Here is a 16,791-nt window from a genome sequence, read left to right as displayed (position 1 = left end):
GCTAACCGGTCCGGCGCGCCATCGCCTCGCGGCCGCGCGCCGGACCGCTTTGCTTCTTCGCTTCTCCCGGCGGGACGCCGTTCATCAGGAAGCGCAGAGTCGGCGAGCGGCGGACCAGCCCGTGATGGACCGCCAGCGGCACGAACAGGCCGACCGCGGTGATCGTGGCGAATTCCAGAAGCGGTGGCGCGGTGACCGCCAGCAGGGCGAAGCCGGCGGCCATGACCACCAGATGGTGCAGCAGGTAGATCGTGTAGGAGGCCTGCGACAGCGCCCGCACCCGGCGGCTCTCCGCCGAGAAGAAGGACTGCGTCAGGCCGAGGACGAAGCGGAAGGCCGACCAGGCGGCGACGGCGCGCAACGCCTCGTCGAGGAAGCGCACCGGCATGGGTTTCTCCACGCCGACCATGCCGATGTGGATGGCGAAGCACACCAGATAGGTCAAGGCCACGCCCCAGCTCGCCTTGGCGTAGCGCGCGGCGCCGCCCGGCCAGTGGGCGATCAGCACGCCGACCGCGAAGAAACCCGCCGAGATGACGATGCTCACCGCCGTGGAGTTGGTCGGCACCAGCGGCGTCACCAGCCGATCGGAGATGTTGTCGAAGCCCAGCACCCCCATCATGACGAGGCTGAGCAGAAGGGGCGGCAGCCAGTCCGGCGGATCGGCCAGCCAGCGGGCCAGCCCCGGCGCTCGCTCCGCCATCCGCCGGTGCAGCGCGACCAGCAGCGGGTAGGCGAGGCAGAGCGCCAGCACGCTGATGAACAGTTCGACCAGGAACCACAGGTGATAGACGAGCCCGCCGCTCCAGAAGGCCGCGGGAATGGTCTGGGTGAGGAACTCCCCCGCGGTCAGGCCGGGGTCGATGGCGCGGCTTTCCATCCATAGCTGGGCGACGTTCAGCGTTGCCGCCATGGCGACGAGCGGCACCAGCAGCCGCGAGGCGCGCGAGGTCAGAACCGCCCGCGGCCCGTGGCGGCGCAGGCTGTGGGTGATCAGCAGGCCGGAGATCAGGAAGAAGGCGGGCATGCGGAAGCTGTGGATGAAGTCCGCGAACAGCCCGATCCAGGCGATGCCGTCGGGAGAGTTCATCACCCAGTCGTAACCCGGCGAGTAGATCAGAGCCGCGTGGTAGGGCACGCCGAGGATCATCAGCAGGCTGCGCGCCGCGTCCAGGGAATGATCCCGTGTGCCGCCCATTCCAATTGATACGCCCGCCGCCGCCATCGCCCTCACCTTTCGGGGTCTCTTTCGTTTCGCCTCTCCGAACGAACGCGCCAGGGCATCGTCCGGACGCACTAGGGCCATCGACGCATTCGGGGGACCGAGATGGGGGTAAGACGTTCTTACCCGTTGCGCTCCGTCCGCACCGGCGCGTGCCGAGAGCTCACGACGCAAGGGTTCACGGCGATGACCTGAACCTGTTACAAGACCGCTGCGGAGCGCTCGCATTCACGCGGGTGGCGCCGTCGTTCGCGCCCGTATTTCCGCGGGTGGCTTTTGGAGGATTCCGTCATGCTTTGGCTCGCCGCCTACATTGGCAGCGTACTCGCCATCAACTACGCCTTCAGCCTGGCGCCGCATCTGGATCTGGTGTGGTCCTGCTGGGCCGGGTTGATCTTCATCCTGCGCGACATGGTCCAGGTCCGTTACGGCCACTGGTCGCTGGCCGCCATGCTGGCCGCCACGCTGTTGTCCTTCCTGCTGGCCGACCCCTTCGTCGCGACGGCCAGCGTCACCGCCTTCGCGGTGTCGGAACTGATCGACTGGGGCGTCTTCACCGTCACGCGCCGCCCCCTGCGCGACCGGCTGTGGATCAGCGCCGCCCTGTCGGTGCCGGTGGACACGGCGCTGTTCTTCGGCATGCTCGGCATCTGGGACCCGACGGTCTGGGCGGCCAGCCTCGCGTCCAAGCTGGCCGGCGTATCGGTGGTGTGGATGCTGATGCGCGCCCGGTCGGCGCGGCCGGCAACGGCCTGACGCTGAAGGGTTTGGCAATCGCCGACTCGGCAACCCACGGGTTCCGCCGCGTCTGTTCCCAGCCTTGCCGGGGATACGTGGCGTCGGCGATTGCCAAAAGGACCGCAGGGCGTCAGGCCACGGAGGTCACGATCTCGGTGGTCTGGCGGGGACTGGGCGCCTCGTCGGGAATCTCGACCAGGAAGATGGCGCCGCGGCCGGGACGCGACAGCACCCGCACCCGATAGCCGAGCAGGCGGCTGAGCCGCGCCACGGTGGCGAGGCCGAGGCCGAGGCCCTTGCGCCGGTCGCGCTCGGGATTGCCGATCTGGTAGAAGTCCTCGAAGATCAGATGCAGCCGGTCCTGCGGGATGCCGGGGCCGGTGTCCTGCACCTTGATGGCGGTGAAGCCGCGCGCCTGCCGGCAGGTCACCCGGATGGTGCCGCTGGGCGTGTATTTCAGCGCGTTGCTCAGCAGGTTGCGCACGATCCGCTCCAGCATCGCCGGGTCGGTCGTCACGCGGGCGCCGCCGCAGGTGACGCGGAAGCCCAACCCCTTGCCGGCGGCCTCCAGCCGGCCTTCCTCGCAGATGCGCTCCAGAAAGACGGGCAGGTCCAGTTCGGACAGCTGCGGGCTGATTACGCCGGTTTCCAGCGTGGCGATGTCCATCAGCGAGTTCAGCAGGCGCTGGGTCGCCTCGAACCCGTCGCGGGCGGCGTCCACCAGCTTGCGCAGCCGGGGGCTGTCCGCCTGTTCGCCGATCATGTGCAGATAGATGCCCAGCGTCTGGAGCGGCTGGCGCAGGTCATGGCTGGCCGCGGCGAGGAAGCGCGACTTGGCGGCGTTGGCCTGCTCCGCCTCGGCCCGCGCCAGCGCCAGCGCGTCGTAGCTGCGGCGCAACTCCGCCATGCGGTCGCGGTCCTGGAGCACGGAGTTGACGGTGGCGACCAGAAGCAGGGTGATGATGAGGCCGGCGAACAGCACCGCCCGCGGCGTGGCGCTGGCCACGCTCCCCTCGAACGCATGGGTGCCGGACAGGACCAGCGTCCAGGGGCGCCCGAACACCTCGACGTGGAGAACCTCCTGAAAAGTGGCGTCCCGGGCGGTCGCGGAATCGAACATCAGCGAGTCCGGTGTGGCCTCCGTCCCGTCATGGACGCGGATGTCCAGCAGTTGGGACGCGCCCTGGCCCATGATGCTGCGCATCAGGTCGTGCGCGCGGAAGGGGCTGTAGACGAATCCCAGCAGCGCTTCCCGCCGGTCGGCCGCGGTGGTCAGCGGCAGGGTCTGGTCGTAGACGGGCACATAGATGAGAAAGCCGGGCTGCACGTCCTCCTCGGTTTCCTGGACCAGGCGCAGCCGGGCGGTCGCCGCGGCGGTGCCGGTGCTCCGGGCGCGCTCCATGGCGGCTTGGCGGGTCGGCTCGGCATGCATGTCGAAACCGAAGGCCCGCAGGTTGCGGCTGGCGAAGGGCTCGATGTAGACGATGGGGAAATATTCGGGCCGCTCCCCCTCCGGCGTCACGCGGTAGCTGTAGAAGCCGGCAGCGTGCAGCGCCGCCTCGTGCTGCTCCCGGTCGGGCGCCTTCACGCGCTTGGCGTAGCCGATGCCCTGGATGCCGGGATAGCGGTCCTCCACATGCAGGCCGGTGACGTAGGCCCGCCATTCCGTGCGGCTGACCTGCCCGCCGCCGGCGTCCACCATCGCCACGGCGCCCTGGAGCATCTGCTCGTAGGTGTCGAGCCGCTCCGTGACATCGCCCGCCAGATCGCGGGCCAGCGCACGGAAGCGCGTCTCGGCCAGCCGGTGGTTCTGCTCGGTCAGCAGCCACCAGGCGAGGCCGGTCAGCAGCAGCCCCAGCCCGAAGACCACCCAGCTTTCCCAGGAACGGAACAGCCGTCCGTCGGGAACGGCGGCGCGCTTGCGCTTCGGCCCGCTGTGCTTTGGCCCGCTGTGCTTTGGCTTGAGTGGCGCGGCGGGCGCCGGTGGTAAGGGAACGTCCATGCCGGTCCGGCCCGTCACGCCGTGCCAGCGGACTGTTCGCGCAATACCTTGGTCAAAACTGCCTGGAGATGGGGCGGCAGCACCGGCTTCTGCAGGACGGTCAACCCGCGGGCTCGGGCGTCGCGCAGCCCTTCGGTGGAGGTGTCGCCGGTGATGATGACGCCCGGCACCTCGGCCCCGGCCTCCGCCCGGATGCGGTCGATGGCTTGGACGCCGGTGCGCCCTTCGCGCAGGCGGTAGTCGGCCAGGATGGCGTGCGGCGTTTCCCCGGCGATGGACAGGCGGTCGATGGCCTCGCCCTCGCTTTCGGCGGTGACGACCCGGTACCCCCACATCTCCAGGAGGAGGTTGAGGGCCTGCAGAACCGTCCGCTCGTCGTCGATCACCATGACGAGCTTGTCCTGGTCGTCGTCACCCGCGGGAGTCACTGTGTCCAATCCATCCGTTCACAAGGGGCGTTGATCATACAGTCCAACCGGCATCCGGCCAGAAAAGAGTACCGCACCCGTGAGATGGGCGCCATGCAGAGGGGCGGCTGTGTAGCACAGACGATGGTTTGTTCGGTCAGTACATTTGTCCTATTACCTCCATTGCGTACCTATGGCCGGCGCGGCAAAGCCCCGCATTCCTGGCGGGTTCGATCAAAAGCATTGAGCTGGCGAAGCGCATCGTCCATTCTTCCGGCCCTCCGGACAGTCCCCTCCAGACAGTCCTATGACCTTCCTTCGGGCGACCAATATCTTCGGGCGGCGGCAATGACGGGCGAACGCATCCATCTGTACGACACGACGCTGCGCGACGGGGCGCAGACCCAGGACGTGGATTTCTCCGTCGCCGACAAGATCGCCATCGCCCGCGACCTCGACCGGCTGGGAATCGACTATGTGGAAGGCGGCTGGCCCGGTGCCAACCCGACCGACGACCAGTTCTTCGCCGAGGCGCCGGATCTCGCCCGCTCGACCTTCACCGCCTTCGGCATGACCCGCCGTCCCGGCCGCAGCACCGCGAACGACCCGCAGCTTGCCGCCCTGATCCAGTCCAAGGCGCGCGCCGTCTGCATTGTCGGCAAGACCTGGGATTTCCACGTGGACGTGGCGCTGGCCATCCCGCGCGAGGAAAACATCGAGCTGATCGCCGACAGCATCGCCGCGCTGAAGGCCGCCAAGGGCGAGGCGCTGTTCGACGCCGAGCATTTCTTCGACGGCTACAAGCGCAACCCGGCCTACACCGCCTCCTGCATCAAGGCCGCTTACGAGGCCGGGGCGCGCTGGGTCGTGCTGTGCGACACCAACGGCGGCACGCTGCCCCACGAGATCGACGCGATCGTCCGGCAAGTGATCGATGAGCACGGCATTCCCGGCGACCGGCTGGGCATCCACTGCCACAACGACACCGAAAACGCCGTCGCCAACTCGCTGGCCGCGGTGCGGGCCGGGGTGCGGATGGTGCAGGGGACGATCAACGGGCTGGGCGAGCGCTGCGGCAACGCCAACCTTGTGTCGCTGATCCCGTCGCTGATGCTGAAGATGGGCTATGACGTCGGCATCAAGCCCGCCGACCTGCCGTTGCTGACCGAGATCAGCCGCAAGTTCGACGAGCGGCTGAACCGCGCGCCGAACCGCCACGCCCCCTACGTCGGCGCCAGCGCCTTCGCCCACAAGGGCGGGCTGCACGTCTCCGCCGTGGAGAAGGACCCGTCCTCCTACGAACATGTCGAGCCGGAGGCGGTCGGCAACCGCCGGCAGATCGTCATGTCGGACCAGGCGGGCCGGGCCAACGTCATTGCGCGGCTGCGCGAGATGGGCATGGCCGTGGACCCGAAGGACGAGCGGCTGAACCGCCTGCTCGATGTCGTGAAGCAGCGCGACACCGAGGGCTACGCCTACGACACCGCCGAGGCCAGCTTCGAACTGCTGGTCCGCCGCGAGCTGGGCGAGGTGCCGGACTATTTCACCCTGAAGCGCTTCCACGTCACCGACGAGCGCCGCTACAACGCCAAGGGCGAGCTGGTGGTGGAGTCCGAGGCGGTCGTCCGCGTGAAGATCGGCGGCAAGGAGTATCACGAGGTGGCGTCGGGCAACGGCCCGGTGAACGCCCTGGACACCGCGATGCGCAAGGCGCTGGAGCCGCTGTACCCGCTGCTCGACGGGGTGAAGCTGTCCGACTACCGCGTGCGCATCCTGGCCGCCAAGGACGGCACCGGCGCCATGCCGCGCGTGCTGATCCGCTCGCGCAACGGCGACGGGCAGGAATGGTCGACGCTGGGCGTCTCCACCAACATCATCGAGGCGTCGATGGAGGCGCTGGTGGACAGTTACACATTCAAGCTGTTTAAAGGCGGCGCAACACCGCGAAGCTGAGACCAAAGTTCAGATCATGACCTCCGGCAAAGACCCCAACCGGCCCTCCGTCCTGGGCGGCCCGACCATCATCCTCGTGCAGCCCCAGCTCGGCGAGAACATCGGCGCCTGCGCGCGGGCAATGCTGAATTGCGGCCTGACCGAGCTGCGTCTGGTGAAGCCGCGCGACGGCTGGCCGAACGAGAAGGCGGTGGCCGCGGCGTCGGGCGCCGATCCGGTGCTGGACGGGGCCAAGCTCTACGAAACGACCGCGGAGGCCGTGGCCGACCTGAACGTGGTCTTCGCCACCACCGTCCGCACCCGCGGGATGATCCAGGAGTTCGTCACCCCGCGCGTCGCCGCGACGGAGCTGCGCGCCCATGTCGACTCCGGGCACAAGACCGGCGTGCTGTTCGGGCCGGAGCGCACCGGTCTGGTCAACGACGACCTGACGCTGGCTTCAACGCTGATCACCGTTCCGCTGAACCCGGCCTTCTCCTCGCTCAATCTGGCGCAGGCGGTCCTGCTGATCGGCTACGAGTGGTTCCAGACCGGCGAGACCCCGCCGGACCGCGTTCTGCACACCGGCCAGACCCGCCCGGCGACCAAGGCGGAGCTTGTGAACTTCTTCGAGCATCTGGAAGGCGATCTCGACCGCACCGGCTTCTTCACCTCGCCGGAGAAGCGCCCCTCCATGGTCCGCACGCTGCGCAACGCCCTGGAGCGGATGCAGATGACCGAGCAGGAGGTCCGCACCTTCCACGGCGTCGTCGCGGCGCTGACCGGACGGCGCAAGGGAGAAGCGTAACCCTCTTCCCTAACCTCTTCCCTTCCGGGGCTAATCGCGGCCTATACTGCCCCATGGAATACACCCTCCAGCATATGGACGTTGGCCTCGTCCTGCTCGACGGCGACCGGCGCGTCGTCTCGGTCAACGCCTCCGTGGCGCGGATGCTGGGGCGCGACCGTCCTCTGCTGGGGGCCAGCCTGCACGACCTGCACCCGCCGGGCAGCCGCGCCAAGGTGGAACTGCTGCTGGCCGCGGCGCACGACCCGGACTCCCCGGCGGCGGCCAGCTCCATGATGGTGGCCCTGCCGGGGCGGACCATCGTGGTGAAGGCCACCGCCCTGCCGCCAGGCGGCGCCGCCGCGCTGGCCCTGATGCTGTTCGAGGTGACCGGGAAGGCGCTTCACGAGCCGGTGCCGCCGCCGCCCGCGGACGTGGCGTCCGAACCGGTCACGCCGCTGGTGAAGCTGCCGATCACGACGCGCCAGGGCGTGGTGCTGATCGACCCCGCCGACGCGGTCTATGTGCAGGCCGACGGCCATTACACGCGGGTCCACACGGCGGACGGCGCCTTCTTCTGCTCTCTCTCGCTGTCGGAGCTGGAGGCGCGGCTTGACGTGCGACAGTTCGTGCGGGCGCACCGCCGCTATCTGGTCAATCTGCGCCACGCCCAGGCCATCGACCGCAGCGACGGGCGGGCCGCCTTCGTCATGGCGGCTCCCGGCTCCCCCCGCGTGCCGGTCAGCCGCGGCCGGATCGAGCAGCTGAAGAAGTTGTTGGCCCTCTAGCCTTTCTCCTCACGCGCATCAGGGTTGTTCCCGCCGGCCTGTGACATCCCATGCCGGTTGATCCGCCTCAATCGTCCGGCGCCGCCGCAGGCGTAGAACAAAGCCATGGCCGGCGCCCGCATCGGGTGGGCGCCACGATGACGAGGAGATACGGCCATGGCTTTCCAGGACGACGACCGCGCCTATGTGGACCAGCTCGTGGTGGAGTATTACGGCGACCGTCTGACTGCGCTCTCGCCGGAGCGTCTCGCCGCTCTGCACGCCCTGTTCGGCGAGGTGATGTGGCACGAGGGGATCGAGGCGCTGACCCCGCAGCGGCTGAACACGCTGCTGGACTTCACCGAGGAAGAGCTGTCGCACGCCGCCTGAAGGATGAGAGCGCGAACCGTTCGCGCAGGACTCCCGCCGTTCACGCCGTCCGCCCGCCGTTCGTGCAGCGGGTCTTGTTCCTGGACCCGCCTTCCGCGATGAGGGATGTCAACACAACCCTCTTCCGCAGGACGCACAACCGTGGACGCAACCGACACTCCCGACCGCTACGTCTCCTTCAAGGGCATCGACTGCGAGGGCAACTCCCGCCGCATCATCGAGCGCCTGTACATGCACATCGACGACCCGGCCAAGACCAACGCCTTCTGGGAACGCTTCCGGGCGAAGCTGGCCGTGGCCGACGACCCGTTGAAGCGTCAGGCGGACGGCCTGTGCCTGCTCTGCGCCAACGTCTACTACATCTCCGACCTGTTCGAGGAGTATGAGGACGAGGAAGGTCTGGCCATGCTGCGGCAGTTGGAGGACGAGTGCTGCTGAGGCTTCGTGGTGCGACCCGACTCATGGTTTGAGCCGACTCATGGTTTGACAAGGCGCGCCGAATCCGTATAGTGCGCGCCTTCACTCCTGGGAAAGCGGGCGTGCCTCTTGTTTGCGCCCCGTCCGCGGCCTGTTCCGCGGAACTACCGGGACAAAACCAACTCGTGTTCCATCGAGGATCAAATGGCCAAGCGTCAACAGTCCAAGTACAAGATCGACCGCCGCCTCGGCGTAAACCTCTGGGGCCGTGGCAAGTCGCCGATCAACAAGCGTGAGTATGGCCCCGGCCAGCACGGCCAGCGCCGCAAGAAGCCGTCCGACTACGGCCTGCAGCTCATGGCGAAGCAGAAGCTGAAGGGCTACTACGGCAACATCGGCGAGAAGCAGTTCCGCCGCATCTACGCCGAGGCCGTGCGCCGCAAGGGCGACACCGGCGAGAACCTGGTGGGCCTGCTGGAGCGCCGCCTGGACGCGGTGGTCTACCGCATGAAGTTCGCGCCGACCCCGTTCGCCGCGCGCCAGATCATCAACCACGGCCACATCCTGGTCAACGGCCGCCGCCTGAACATCCCGTCGGCCCAGATCAAGGAAGGCGACACCATCGAGGTGCGCGCCAAGTCCAAGCAGATGGCCCTCATCCTCGAGGCCACCGCCTCGGGTGAGCGCGACACCCCGGACTACCTGGAAGTCGACACGGGCGCCCTGAAGGGCCGCTTCGTCCGCGTCCCGCTGCTGGCCGACATTCCGTACCCGGTCCAGATGGAACCGAACCTGGTCGTCGAGTTCTACTCGCGCTGACCGTTCGGCCCAGCCGACACGCGAAAGGCCGCGCCTTCGGGCGCGGCCTTTTTCGTTTGGGCCTTTTTCGTTTGGGGATGGGCGGTCGGATTGAGTTCCCTCTCCCCTCTGGGGAGAGGGGAGGGTGAGGGGGTTGCGCGACTCCCGAACTTGTCATCAAGCGCAGCCCCCTCACCGGCCCTCCGGGCCACCCTCTCCCCAGAGGGGAGAGGGCTGGAAGGCGTCATTGAGTACTGTGAAATAGGTTGTAAAGGTTCTGAGCGGTGTTCAAGAACCTTTCTCTGTCGCGTTCAGTGTGGCCCGGCATTCGGCCCGCATGGCCTCGGCATCCCACTCTCCGCCGTCTCCTTCGCTCGGTTCCGGATAACAGCCGACTCCCGGAACGGGCAACGTCGGCGCTGGTGGCCCGGTGGAAAGAAACCCGGTGGAAAGAAAAAAGCCGGAACCCTTGCGGGTCCCGGCCTTGAGGTGCGGGGATCGGGGGCAATCCCCGCGGGGGAGAGGGATCAGGCGTCGGCCGTTTCCAGCGCCAGATAGTCGGTGTAGCCGCGGGCGTCGCCGCCGTAGTAGCTGGCCTTGTCCGGTGTGTTCAGCGTCGCGTTGCGGCGGAAGCGCTCCGGCAGGTCCGGGTTGGCGATGAAGGGCTCGCCGAAGCTCACCGCGTCCGCCGCGCCGGCGGCGATGGCCGCCTCGGCCTGCTCCTTGCTGTAGCCGCCGTTGATGATGAGGGGGCCCTTGAAGATCCGGCGCAGTTCCGCCGCAAGGTGCGGGGCGCCCTCCGGCGGGGCCATGTGGTGGCCCGGCTGGCCTTCGATCACGTGCAGGAAGGCGAGGCCGAAGGGATTCAGCGCCTCGGTGACGTGGGTGTAGAGCGCCCGCGGGTCGCTGTCCGCCATGTCGTTGAAGGTGCCGGTGGGCGACAGCCGGACGCCGACCCGGCCGGGACCGACGGCGGTGGTCACCGCGTCCAGGATCTCCAGAAGGAAGCGCGCCCGGTTCTCCACGCCGCCGCCGTAGCGGTCGGTGCGCTTGTTGGTGCGGTCGCGCAGGAACTGGTCGATCAGATAGCCGTTGGCGCCGTGGATCTCCACCCCATCCAGCCCGGCGTCGAACACCGCGCGCTTGGCGGCGTCGGCGAAGGCCTTGACCAGACCGGGAATCTCATCGGTCTCCAGGGCGCGCGGGGTGGGGAAGGGCACCAGACCCTTGCTGGTGTAGGACTCGCCGGCGGCGGCGATCGCCGAGGGGGCGACCGGCAGGGCGCCGTTCGGCTGGAATTCCGCGTGGGAGATGCGGCCGACGTGCCAGAGCTGCGCGGCGATCAGCCCGCCCTTGGCGTGGACCTCCTCCGCGATGCGGCGCCAGGCGAGCGTCTGCGCGTCGGTGTGGAGGCCCGGCGTGCTGGGATAGCCCTGGGCGGTGGCCGAGACCTGCGTCGCCTCGGTGATGATGAGGCCGGCGGAGGCGCGCTGGCTGTAATACTCGGCCATCAGCGGGGTGGGAACGTTGCCCTCGCCCGCACGGCTGCGGGTCATCGGCGCCATGATGACGCGGTTCGGCAGCTCCATGGAGCCAAGACGCAGCGGCGTGAACAGATCGGCGGTGGTCATGATGCGGTTGCCCTCTCGATTCAAAAATCGGGTCCCACGTTGGGGCGTCCCAAGTTGGGCGATCCAAGGCGGGGTCCGGGGTTCCGCGGGTTGGGCGGCGCCCGGTATGTATGTGGGTACATACTTGCCAGCGCCATCCGGGCTTGTCAAGTATGCACGTGCATACCTATTATCATTTCAGCCGCCATACGGATGGGCGGCCAGTGAGAGGGCCTGCATCGTGGACAAGACCGACACCCCGGCCGTTGATGAGGGCTGTTGCGGAACCGGAGCCGACGCTCCCGCGCGCAAGCGCGACCGCGAAGCCACTAAGGGCGTCCTGCTGGACGCGGCGAAGATGGTGTTCGCCGAGCGCGGCTTCGACGCCGCGACCACGCGCGACATCGCCGGCCGCGCCGGTGTGAACGAGCAGCTCATCCAGCGCTATTTCTCGGGCAAGGCGGGCCTGCTGCTGGCCGTCGTGGAGCGCTACGGGCGCGAGGAGGGGAGCGGCTGCGCCATGCCGCCGCCCGGCGACGATCTGGAGGAGGATCTGGCGGCCTTCCTGCTGCACCAGCTCCGCCACGCCTGGAAGTGCCGCGACTTCACGCGGGTGATGCTGGCCCGTGCGCTGGTCGATCCGGACATCGCCAACGAGATGGCCCGCACCCTGTCGGAAAGCCGCATCCCCTGCCTGCTCAGCCGGCTGGAGGTTTTCCGCGAGCGCGGGGCAATCGCGGCGGACGCCGACCTCGCCCACGTTGCGGCGGGCATCGCCACGCTCAGCTTCGGGCTGGGCTTCCTCGATCAGGTGGTGTTCGGGCGCTGCCCGGACCGCGTCAACGAGGTGGTGAAGACGCTCGCCCACACCATGGCCCACGGCCTCGCGCCGCGGGCCTGAGCCACCTCAATCGGCGCGGCAGGCGGCGGCGGCGCGCGCCTGCTCCGCTCGGCTTCGTTCCGCCCGGGCTTCGGCGCGGGCGGCCCGATGGGTGAACAGGGCGTCCGCCGAATAGAGCGCCAGCGCCACCCAGATGCACACGAAGGCCAGCAGGTGGGAGGAGGTGAAGGCCTCCCCATAGACCGCGACGCCGAGCAGCAGCTGCCCGGTCGGGCTGATGTATTGCAGGATGCCGATGGTCGACAGCTTCAGCCGGGCGGCGCCGACCATGAACAGCACCAGCGGGATGGCCGTCACCGGGCCGGTCAGGATGATCAGCAGGTCGGTGCCCAGCCCGTGGACGCCAAAATTCCCCAGCCCGTGGGCGTTGAGCCACAGCAGATAGGCGATGGCCGGCGGCACCAGCAGCACGGTTTCCACCAGCAGCCCGATCACCGGGTCGATGGCCGCCTTCTTGCGGACCAGCGCATACACGCCGAAGGACAGCGCCAGCGACAGCGCCACCCAGGGAACCTCGCCATAGGACAGGACGAGGCTCAGCACGCCCGCCGCCGCGATCACCACCGCGACGCCCTGCCGCTTCGACAGCCGCTCCTGAAGGAAGGCCATGCCCAGCAGCACGTTGATGATCGGGTTGATATAGTAGCCGAGGCTGGACTGCACCAAATGGCCGTTGTTCACGGCCCAGATGAAAATGGTCCAGTTGCTGCCGATCAGCGCCGTCGTCACCAGGAAGATGCCCAGCCGCCGCCAGCTTCCCACCTCGCGCAGAATGCCGGACAGGCCGCGCGTCGGCACCAGCCACAGCCCGACCAGCACCACGGTCCACAGCACCCGGTGAGCGACGACCTCCACCGCTCCGACGTTGCCGAGCTGCTTGAAGAAGATCGGCGCCAGTCCACCCCAGATCAGGAAGGCGGTCAGGGCGGCGGCGAAGCCCAGGGTGGCGGGGTTGCGCCCGTCGGCCTGCGGCAAGGAGGGGGAGGGGGTCTGGGCCATGGCTTCCCTTTACCATGCCCAAGAAATGGGCGATAGGAACGCCCCCTCATGCCCGCACTGCGCGCCGGGAATGCCGTATTTCCCGCGTGGGTTTTCCCGCTCAGCCGCCTCCGCCGCCTGCGGTGCCGCCTCCGCTTCCACTGCCGGTGGGCGCTGCGTTCCGGGGCATCGATCCGGACGACCCCGACGAGCCCCGGCCGATCGGGACGTTGGTGCCGACGCCCTCGTTGCGGACCAGCGCGCGGGCCTCACGCAGCCGGTCCACGCAGCCGTCCGGATCGCCCTTTCCGGCGGCGGATCGCGCCTCGCCCAGCAGGCCGCGCAGCCGGTCCTTCTGCTCACCGGTCAGGGCGGTGTGGTTGCGCCCGCCGGCCACCACCTTGTCGCCGAGAAACAGGTCGGAGAAGCGGGACACCTCGTCCCGGCACGCGGTCAGCCGTTCCTGTTTCGGGACCGTTCCGTCCTGGCCTTGTGCGTGAACGGGAAAAGTCATCAGTGCCAGCAGCGCCGCCGCTGGGAACACGCGCTTGTCCATGACCAGGCCTCCTTTTCCGTGCCGACACCTCCGCGGGTTCGTCGATGGAAAAACAAAGGCGGGCCGGGGCCTGTTCCACAAAAGGAAAAGGGCTCCGCGGTGGCGGAGCCCTTTGTCACATCCCTTCGACGGGTATGGCCGATCAGGCGTTGGCGCCCGTCGCGACGCCCTTGTCGGCCAGCAGCGACTGCAGCTCGCCCGACTCGTACATCTCGCGCACGATGTCGCAGCCGCCGACCAGCTCGCCCTTGACGTAGAGCTGCGGGAAGGTCGGCCAGTTCGAGTAATCCTTCAGCCCCTGGCGCAGGCCCGGGTCCTCCAGGATGTTGATGCCCTTGAACTTCACGCCGACGGTGCTGAGCACCTGGACGACGGCAGCGGAGAAGCCGCACTGCGGGAAGACGGGCGTGCCCTTCATGTACAGCACGACATCGTTGCCCTTGATGTCCTGCTCGATGCGATCCTTGACGTTCTGGTCAACCATGTCTCTCGGCCTTCTTACGATGTGGTCGTGTCTTGCGGGGGTGTCTTGCGGGGACGCCGTCCTACACGCCTTCCGGCACGGCGGTGGTCAGGGCCAGGGCGTGCAGCTCCCCGCCCATCCGGCCCTGGAGGGCGGCGTAGACCATCTGGTGCTGCTGCACGCGCGACTTGCCCTTGAAGGCGGCGGAGGTGACCAGCGCGGCGTAATGGTCGCCGTCGCCGCGCAGGTCGGCGATCTCCACCGTCGCGTCCGGGATGCCTTCCCTGATGAGCTTCTCGATCACCGCGGCTTCCATCGCCATGGCCGTCATCCTGTTCCGTCAAACCCTGCCCATGCGGGCGCTGCCCGTATAATTAGGCGGACCGGCCGGGTTTGTCACCGGAGAAGCGACGACATTCCGCGGTGCGAAGCACTCGCCCCCTCCCTAACCCTCCCCCGCTTCGCAGGGGAGGGGACTGAAACTCCCTCTCCTGCGATAGCGGGGGAGGGAAGGGGCCCGCGGCGCAGCCGTGGGAAGGGTGGGGGCAAGACTCCGCCCCAAAACGAAAAGGCCGGGCGATGGCCCGGCCTTCCGTTCCTCAACCCTCAACCGCGTCCGATCACTCGGCGGCGGCCATGTAGCCGGGCAGCCAGGCCTCGTTGGCCGCCTTCAGGCGGGCGATGGTGATTGCCTCGCCGCCGCGGCCGGTCAGGGCCGTGCCGTTGGTCTTGCCGAGCACGCTCACCGGCACGCCGGCGGCCTTGGCCTTCTCCTGCACCGTGGCGGCCTTGTCGGCGCGGACGGCCAGGACGTAGCGGCCCTGGTCCTCGCCGAACAGGGTGCCGGCGTCCGCACCGTCGAGGCCAGACAGGGTAGCGCCGATGCCGCCGGCCATGGCCATCTCGGCCACGGTGACCAGCAGGCCGCCGTCCTGGATGTCGTGGCTCGACACCACCAGACCCTCGGCGATCAGGCCGCGGACGAACTCGCCGTTGCGGCGCTCCACCGCCAGATCGACCGGCGGCGGCGGGCCGTCCTCGCGGCCCAGGATCTCCCGCAGGTAGAGCGACTGGCCGAGATGGCCGGTGCCCTCGCCGACGAGCAGGATCGTGTCGCCCTCGTTCTTGAAGGCGATGCCGACGGCGATCATGGCGTCCGGCAGCAGGCCGACGGCGCCGATGGCCGGGGTCGGCAGGATCGCCTCGCCGTTGGTCTCGTTGTAGAGCGACACGTTGCCCGACACGACCGGGAAGTCCAGCGCGCGGCAGGCGTCGGCCATGCCCTGGATGGCACCGACGAACTGGCCCATGATCCGCGGCTTCTCGGGGTTGCCGAAGTTCATGTTGTCGGTGACGGCCAGCGGCAGGGCGCCGACGGCGGACAGGTTGCGGTAGGCCTCGGCCACCGCCTGGGCGCCGCCGCGCACCGGGTCGGCGAGGCAGTAGCGCGGGGTGCAGTCGGTGGTGACGGCGATGCCCTTGCTCTGGCCGGGCAACCGCACCACGCCCGCGTCGGCCTGACCGGACATGAAGCGGGTGTCGCCGTTCACGAGGCTGTCATACTGCTCCCAGATCCAGCGCTTGGACGCCTGATCGGGGCAGGACATGATCGTTTCCAGGATGTCGCCCAGCGTCTTGTCCGCCGGCAGTGCGCGCACGGCGTCCTCCAGCTCCGCGGCGGCCGGGGTCGGCTCCCACGGGCGGTCGTAGAGCGGCGAGGCGTTGGACACCGGCGCGATCGGCATGTCGCACCAGGTCTGGCCGTGCATCTTGATGACCAACTTGCCGGTGTCGGTCAGCGTGCCGATCACGGCAAAGTCCAGCTCCCACTTGTCGAAGATCGCCTTGGCGACGTCCTCGCGGCCGGGCTTCAGGATGATCAGCATGCGCTCCTGGCTTTCGGAGAGCATGATCTCGTAGGGGGTCATTCCCTCCTCGCGCATCGGCACGTCGTCGAGCACCAGCTCGATGCCGAGCCCGCCCTTGCCGGCCATCTCGACCGACGAGGAGGTGAGACCGGCCGCACCCATGTCCTGGATGGCGACGATGGCGTCCGTCTCCATCAGCTCCAGGCAGGCCTCGATCAGCAGCTTCTCGGTGAAGGGGTCGCCGACCTGCACGGTCGGGCGCTTCTCCTCCGAATCCTCGCTGAACTCGGCCGACGCCATGGTGGCGCCGTGGATGCCGTCGCGGCCCGTCTTGGAGCCGACATAGACCACCGGGTTGCCGACGCCGGCAGCCGCCGAATAGAAGATCCGGTCGGCCTTGGCGACGCCCACGGTCATCGCGTTGACCAGGATGTTGCCGTTGTAGGCCGGGTGGAAGTTGGTCTCGCCGCCGATCGTCGGCACGCCGACGCAGTTGCCGTAATGGGCGATGCCGGCCACCACGCCCGACACCAGATGGCGGGTCTTGGGATGCTCGGGCGCGCCGAAGCGCAGCGCGTTCATGTTCGCGATGGGCCGGGCGCCCATGGTGAACACGTCGCGCAGGATGCCGCCCACGCCCGTCGCCGCACCCTGGAAGGGCTCGATGTAGGACGGGTGGTTGTGGCTCTCCATCTTGAAGATGATGGCGTCGCCGTCGCCGGCATCGACCACGCCGGCGTTCTCGCCGGGGCCGCAGATGACCTGCGGGCCGGTGGTCGGCAGCGTCATCAGCCACTTCTTCGACGACTTGTAGGAGCAATGCTCCGACCACATCACCGAGATGATGCCCAGCTCCGTGTAGGTCGGCTGGCGCCCCAGGATCTCCAGGGCGTTGTTGTATTCCCCTTCGGACAGGCCGAACTCGCGGGCCATCTCCAGGGAGACTGCGGGCTGC

17 protein-coding genes are annotated in these 16,791 nt (G+C 68.5%); 8 read left to right on the top strand and 9 right to left on the bottom strand.

Annotation, left to right across the window (positions count from 1 at the left end; all coding sequences use genetic code 11):
• Position 1 precedes the first annotated feature (1 nt).
• A complete protein-coding gene (locus tag AMK58_RS11545) occupies positions 2-1,198 on the bottom strand; it encodes an acyltransferase family protein (RefSeq protein ID WP_035671564.1) in 1,197 nt (398 codons plus the stop codon).
• 315 nt (positions 1,199-1,513) lie between these two features.
• Here AMK58_RS11545 and AMK58_RS11540 point away from each other — a divergent pair, with 315 nt between their 5' ends.
• Positions 1,514-1,978 carry a preQ0 transporter gene (locus tag AMK58_RS11540; RefSeq protein ID WP_035671566.1) on the top strand — a complete coding sequence of 155 codons (465 nt, stop codon included), beginning with the start codon at positions 1,514-1,516 and terminating at the stop codon, positions 1,976-1,978.
• 112 nt (positions 1,979-2,090) lie between these two features.
• Here the strand turns inward: AMK58_RS11540 and AMK58_RS11535 are convergent, their stop codons facing one another.
• Entirely contained in the window at positions 2,091-3,962 is a 1,872-nt protein-coding gene (locus AMK58_RS11535) for a CHASE domain-containing protein (RefSeq protein WP_051140099.1), read from the bottom strand.
• A 14-nt stretch (positions 3,963-3,976) separates the two neighbouring features.
• Complete coding sequence (locus AMK58_RS11530) at positions 3,977-4,390, bottom strand: response regulator (protein ID WP_051140100.1); 414 nt, start codon at positions 4,388-4,390, stop codon at positions 3,977-3,979.
• Positions 4,391-4,717: 327 nt separating this feature from the next.
• On the opposite strand from AMK58_RS11530, the gene cimA reads away from it, so the two are divergent.
• The 6 genes from cimA (at position 4,718) to rpsD (ending at position 9,481) form a co-directional block, all read left to right on the top strand.
• The gene (gene cimA, locus AMK58_RS11525) at positions 4,718-6,322 is read left to right on the top strand and encodes a citramalate synthase (protein WP_035671570.1); all 1,605 of its coding nucleotides are present in this window, start codon (positions 4,718-4,720) and stop codon (positions 6,320-6,322) included.
• Positions 6,323-6,338: 16 nt separating this feature from the next.
• Complete coding sequence (locus AMK58_RS11520) at positions 6,339-7,109, top strand: RNA methyltransferase (RefSeq protein ID WP_035671571.1); 771 nt, start codon at positions 6,339-6,341, stop codon at positions 7,107-7,109.
• Between the two features lie 53 nt (positions 7,110-7,162).
• Entirely contained in the window at positions 7,163-7,876 is a 714-nt protein-coding gene (locus AMK58_RS11515; protein ID WP_035671572.1) for a PAS domain-containing transcriptional regulator, read from the top strand.
• A 156-nt stretch (positions 7,877-8,032) separates the two neighbouring features.
• Positions 8,033-8,245, top strand: coding sequence for a hypothetical protein (locus tag AMK58_RS11510; RefSeq protein WP_035671574.1), 213 nt, complete (start codon positions 8,033-8,035; stop codon positions 8,243-8,245).
• 141 nt (positions 8,246-8,386) lie between these two features.
• Positions 8,387-8,683 (top strand): N(2)-fixation sustaining protein CowN, encoded by a 297-nt coding sequence (gene cowN / locus AMK58_RS11505; protein WP_014239500.1) that lies wholly within the window; start codon positions 8,387-8,389, stop codon positions 8,681-8,683.
• Between the two features lie 183 nt (positions 8,684-8,866).
• Positions 8,867-9,481, top strand: coding sequence for a 30S ribosomal protein S4 (gene rpsD, locus AMK58_RS11500; RefSeq protein ID WP_014239501.1), 615 nt, complete (start codon positions 8,867-8,869; stop codon positions 9,479-9,481).
• Between the two features lie 506 nt (positions 9,482-9,987).
• On the opposite strand, the gene AMK58_RS11495 is transcribed toward rpsD, so the two are convergent.
• Positions 9,988-11,091 (bottom strand): alkene reductase, encoded by a 1,104-nt coding sequence (locus AMK58_RS11495; protein ID WP_035671577.1) that lies wholly within the window; start codon positions 11,089-11,091, stop codon positions 9,988-9,990.
• A 220-nt stretch (positions 11,092-11,311) separates the two neighbouring features.
• On the opposite strand from AMK58_RS11495, the gene AMK58_RS11490 reads away from it, so the two are divergent.
• Positions 11,312-11,971: a TetR/AcrR family transcriptional regulator gene (locus tag AMK58_RS11490; RefSeq protein ID WP_035671582.1), complete on the top strand. Its 660-nt coding sequence runs from the start codon at positions 11,312-11,314 to the stop codon at positions 11,969-11,971.
• A gap of 6 nt (positions 11,972-11,977) precedes the next feature.
• Here AMK58_RS11490 and rarD read toward each other — a convergent pair whose 3' ends face one another.
• The 5 genes from rarD to purL all read right to left on the bottom strand — a co-directional run bounded on the left by rarD (position 11,978) and on the right by purL (position 16,769).
• Positions 11,978-12,970, bottom strand: coding sequence for an EamA family transporter RarD (gene rarD / locus AMK58_RS11485; protein ID WP_059398907.1), 993 nt, complete (start codon positions 12,968-12,970; stop codon positions 11,978-11,980).
• Between the two features lie 100 nt (positions 12,971-13,070).
• Positions 13,071-13,505, bottom strand: a complete 435-nt coding sequence (locus AMK58_RS11480) for a hypothetical protein (RefSeq protein WP_035671585.1) — start codon at positions 13,503-13,505, stop codon at positions 13,071-13,073.
• A 142-nt stretch (positions 13,506-13,647) separates the two neighbouring features.
• Positions 13,648-13,989: a Grx4 family monothiol glutaredoxin gene (gene grxD, locus AMK58_RS11475; RefSeq protein WP_014239508.1), complete on the bottom strand. Its 342-nt coding sequence runs from the start codon at positions 13,987-13,989 to the stop codon at positions 13,648-13,650.
• A gap of 61 nt (positions 13,990-14,050) precedes the next feature.
• Positions 14,051-14,290 (bottom strand): BolA family protein, encoded by a 240-nt coding sequence (locus AMK58_RS11470; protein ID WP_035671673.1) that lies wholly within the window; start codon positions 14,288-14,290, stop codon positions 14,051-14,053.
• Between the two features lie 298 nt (positions 14,291-14,588).
• The gene (purL, locus tag AMK58_RS11465) at positions 14,589-16,769 is read right to left on the bottom strand and encodes a phosphoribosylformylglycinamidine synthase subunit PurL (RefSeq protein ID WP_051140106.1); all 2,181 of its coding nucleotides are present in this window, start codon (positions 16,767-16,769) and stop codon (positions 14,589-14,591) included.
• Between the last annotated feature and the right edge of the window lie 22 nt (positions 16,770-16,791).

The sequence above is a fragment of the Azospirillum brasilense genome, from assembly GCF_001315015.1.
In the GTDB taxonomy this organism is placed as follows: domain Bacteria; phylum Pseudomonadota; class Alphaproteobacteria; order Azospirillales; family Azospirillaceae; genus Azospirillum; species Azospirillum brasilense.
Note: the sequence above shows the minus strand (reverse complement) of the source record. Positions and strands in the feature narration are given on the sequence as shown.

Excerpts from the sequence above, each read along its gene's own strand:
- AMK58_RS11545 (WP_035671564.1), bottom strand. The coding sequence starts at position 1,198 with ATGGGCGGCACACGGGATCATTCCCTGGACGCGGCGCGCAGCCTGCTG.
- AMK58_RS11540 (WP_035671566.1), top strand. The coding sequence starts at position 1,514 with ATGCTTTGGCTCGCCGCCTACATTGGCAGCGTACTCGCCATCAACTAC.
- AMK58_RS11535 (WP_051140099.1), bottom strand. The coding sequence starts at position 3,962 with ATGGACGTTCCCTTACCACCGGCGCCCGCCGCGCCACTCAAGCCAAAG.
- cimA (WP_035671570.1), top strand. The coding sequence starts at position 4,718 with ATGACGGGCGAACGCATCCATCTGTACGACACGACGCTGCGCGACGGG.
- AMK58_RS11520 (WP_035671571.1), top strand. The coding sequence starts at position 6,339 with ATGACCTCCGGCAAAGACCCCAACCGGCCCTCCGTCCTGGGCGGCCCG.
- AMK58_RS11515 (WP_035671572.1), top strand. The coding sequence starts at position 7,163 with ATGGAATACACCCTCCAGCATATGGACGTTGGCCTCGTCCTGCTCGAC.
- AMK58_RS11510 (WP_035671574.1), top strand. The coding sequence starts at position 8,033 with ATGGCTTTCCAGGACGACGACCGCGCCTATGTGGACCAGCTCGTGGTG.
- rpsD (WP_014239501.1), top strand. The coding sequence starts at position 8,867 with ATGGCCAAGCGTCAACAGTCCAAGTACAAGATCGACCGCCGCCTCGGC.
- AMK58_RS11495 (WP_035671577.1), bottom strand. The coding sequence starts at position 11,091 with ATGACCACCGCCGATCTGTTCACGCCGCTGCGTCTTGGCTCCATGGAG.
- rarD (WP_059398907.1), bottom strand. The coding sequence starts at position 12,970 with ATGGCCCAGACCCCCTCCCCCTCCTTGCCGCAGGCCGACGGGCGCAAC.
- AMK58_RS11480 (WP_035671585.1), bottom strand. The coding sequence starts at position 13,505 with ATGGACAAGCGCGTGTTCCCAGCGGCGGCGCTGCTGGCACTGATGACT.
- grxD (WP_014239508.1), bottom strand. The coding sequence starts at position 13,989 with ATGGTTGACCAGAACGTCAAGGATCGCATCGAGCAGGACATCAAGGGC.
- AMK58_RS11470 (WP_035671673.1), bottom strand. The coding sequence starts at position 14,290 with ATGGCGATGGAAGCCGCGGTGATCGAGAAGCTCATCAGGGAAGGCATC.
- purL (WP_051140106.1), bottom strand. The coding sequence starts at position 16,769 with ATGGCCCGCGAGTTCGGCCTGTCCGAAGGGGAATACAACAACGCCCTG.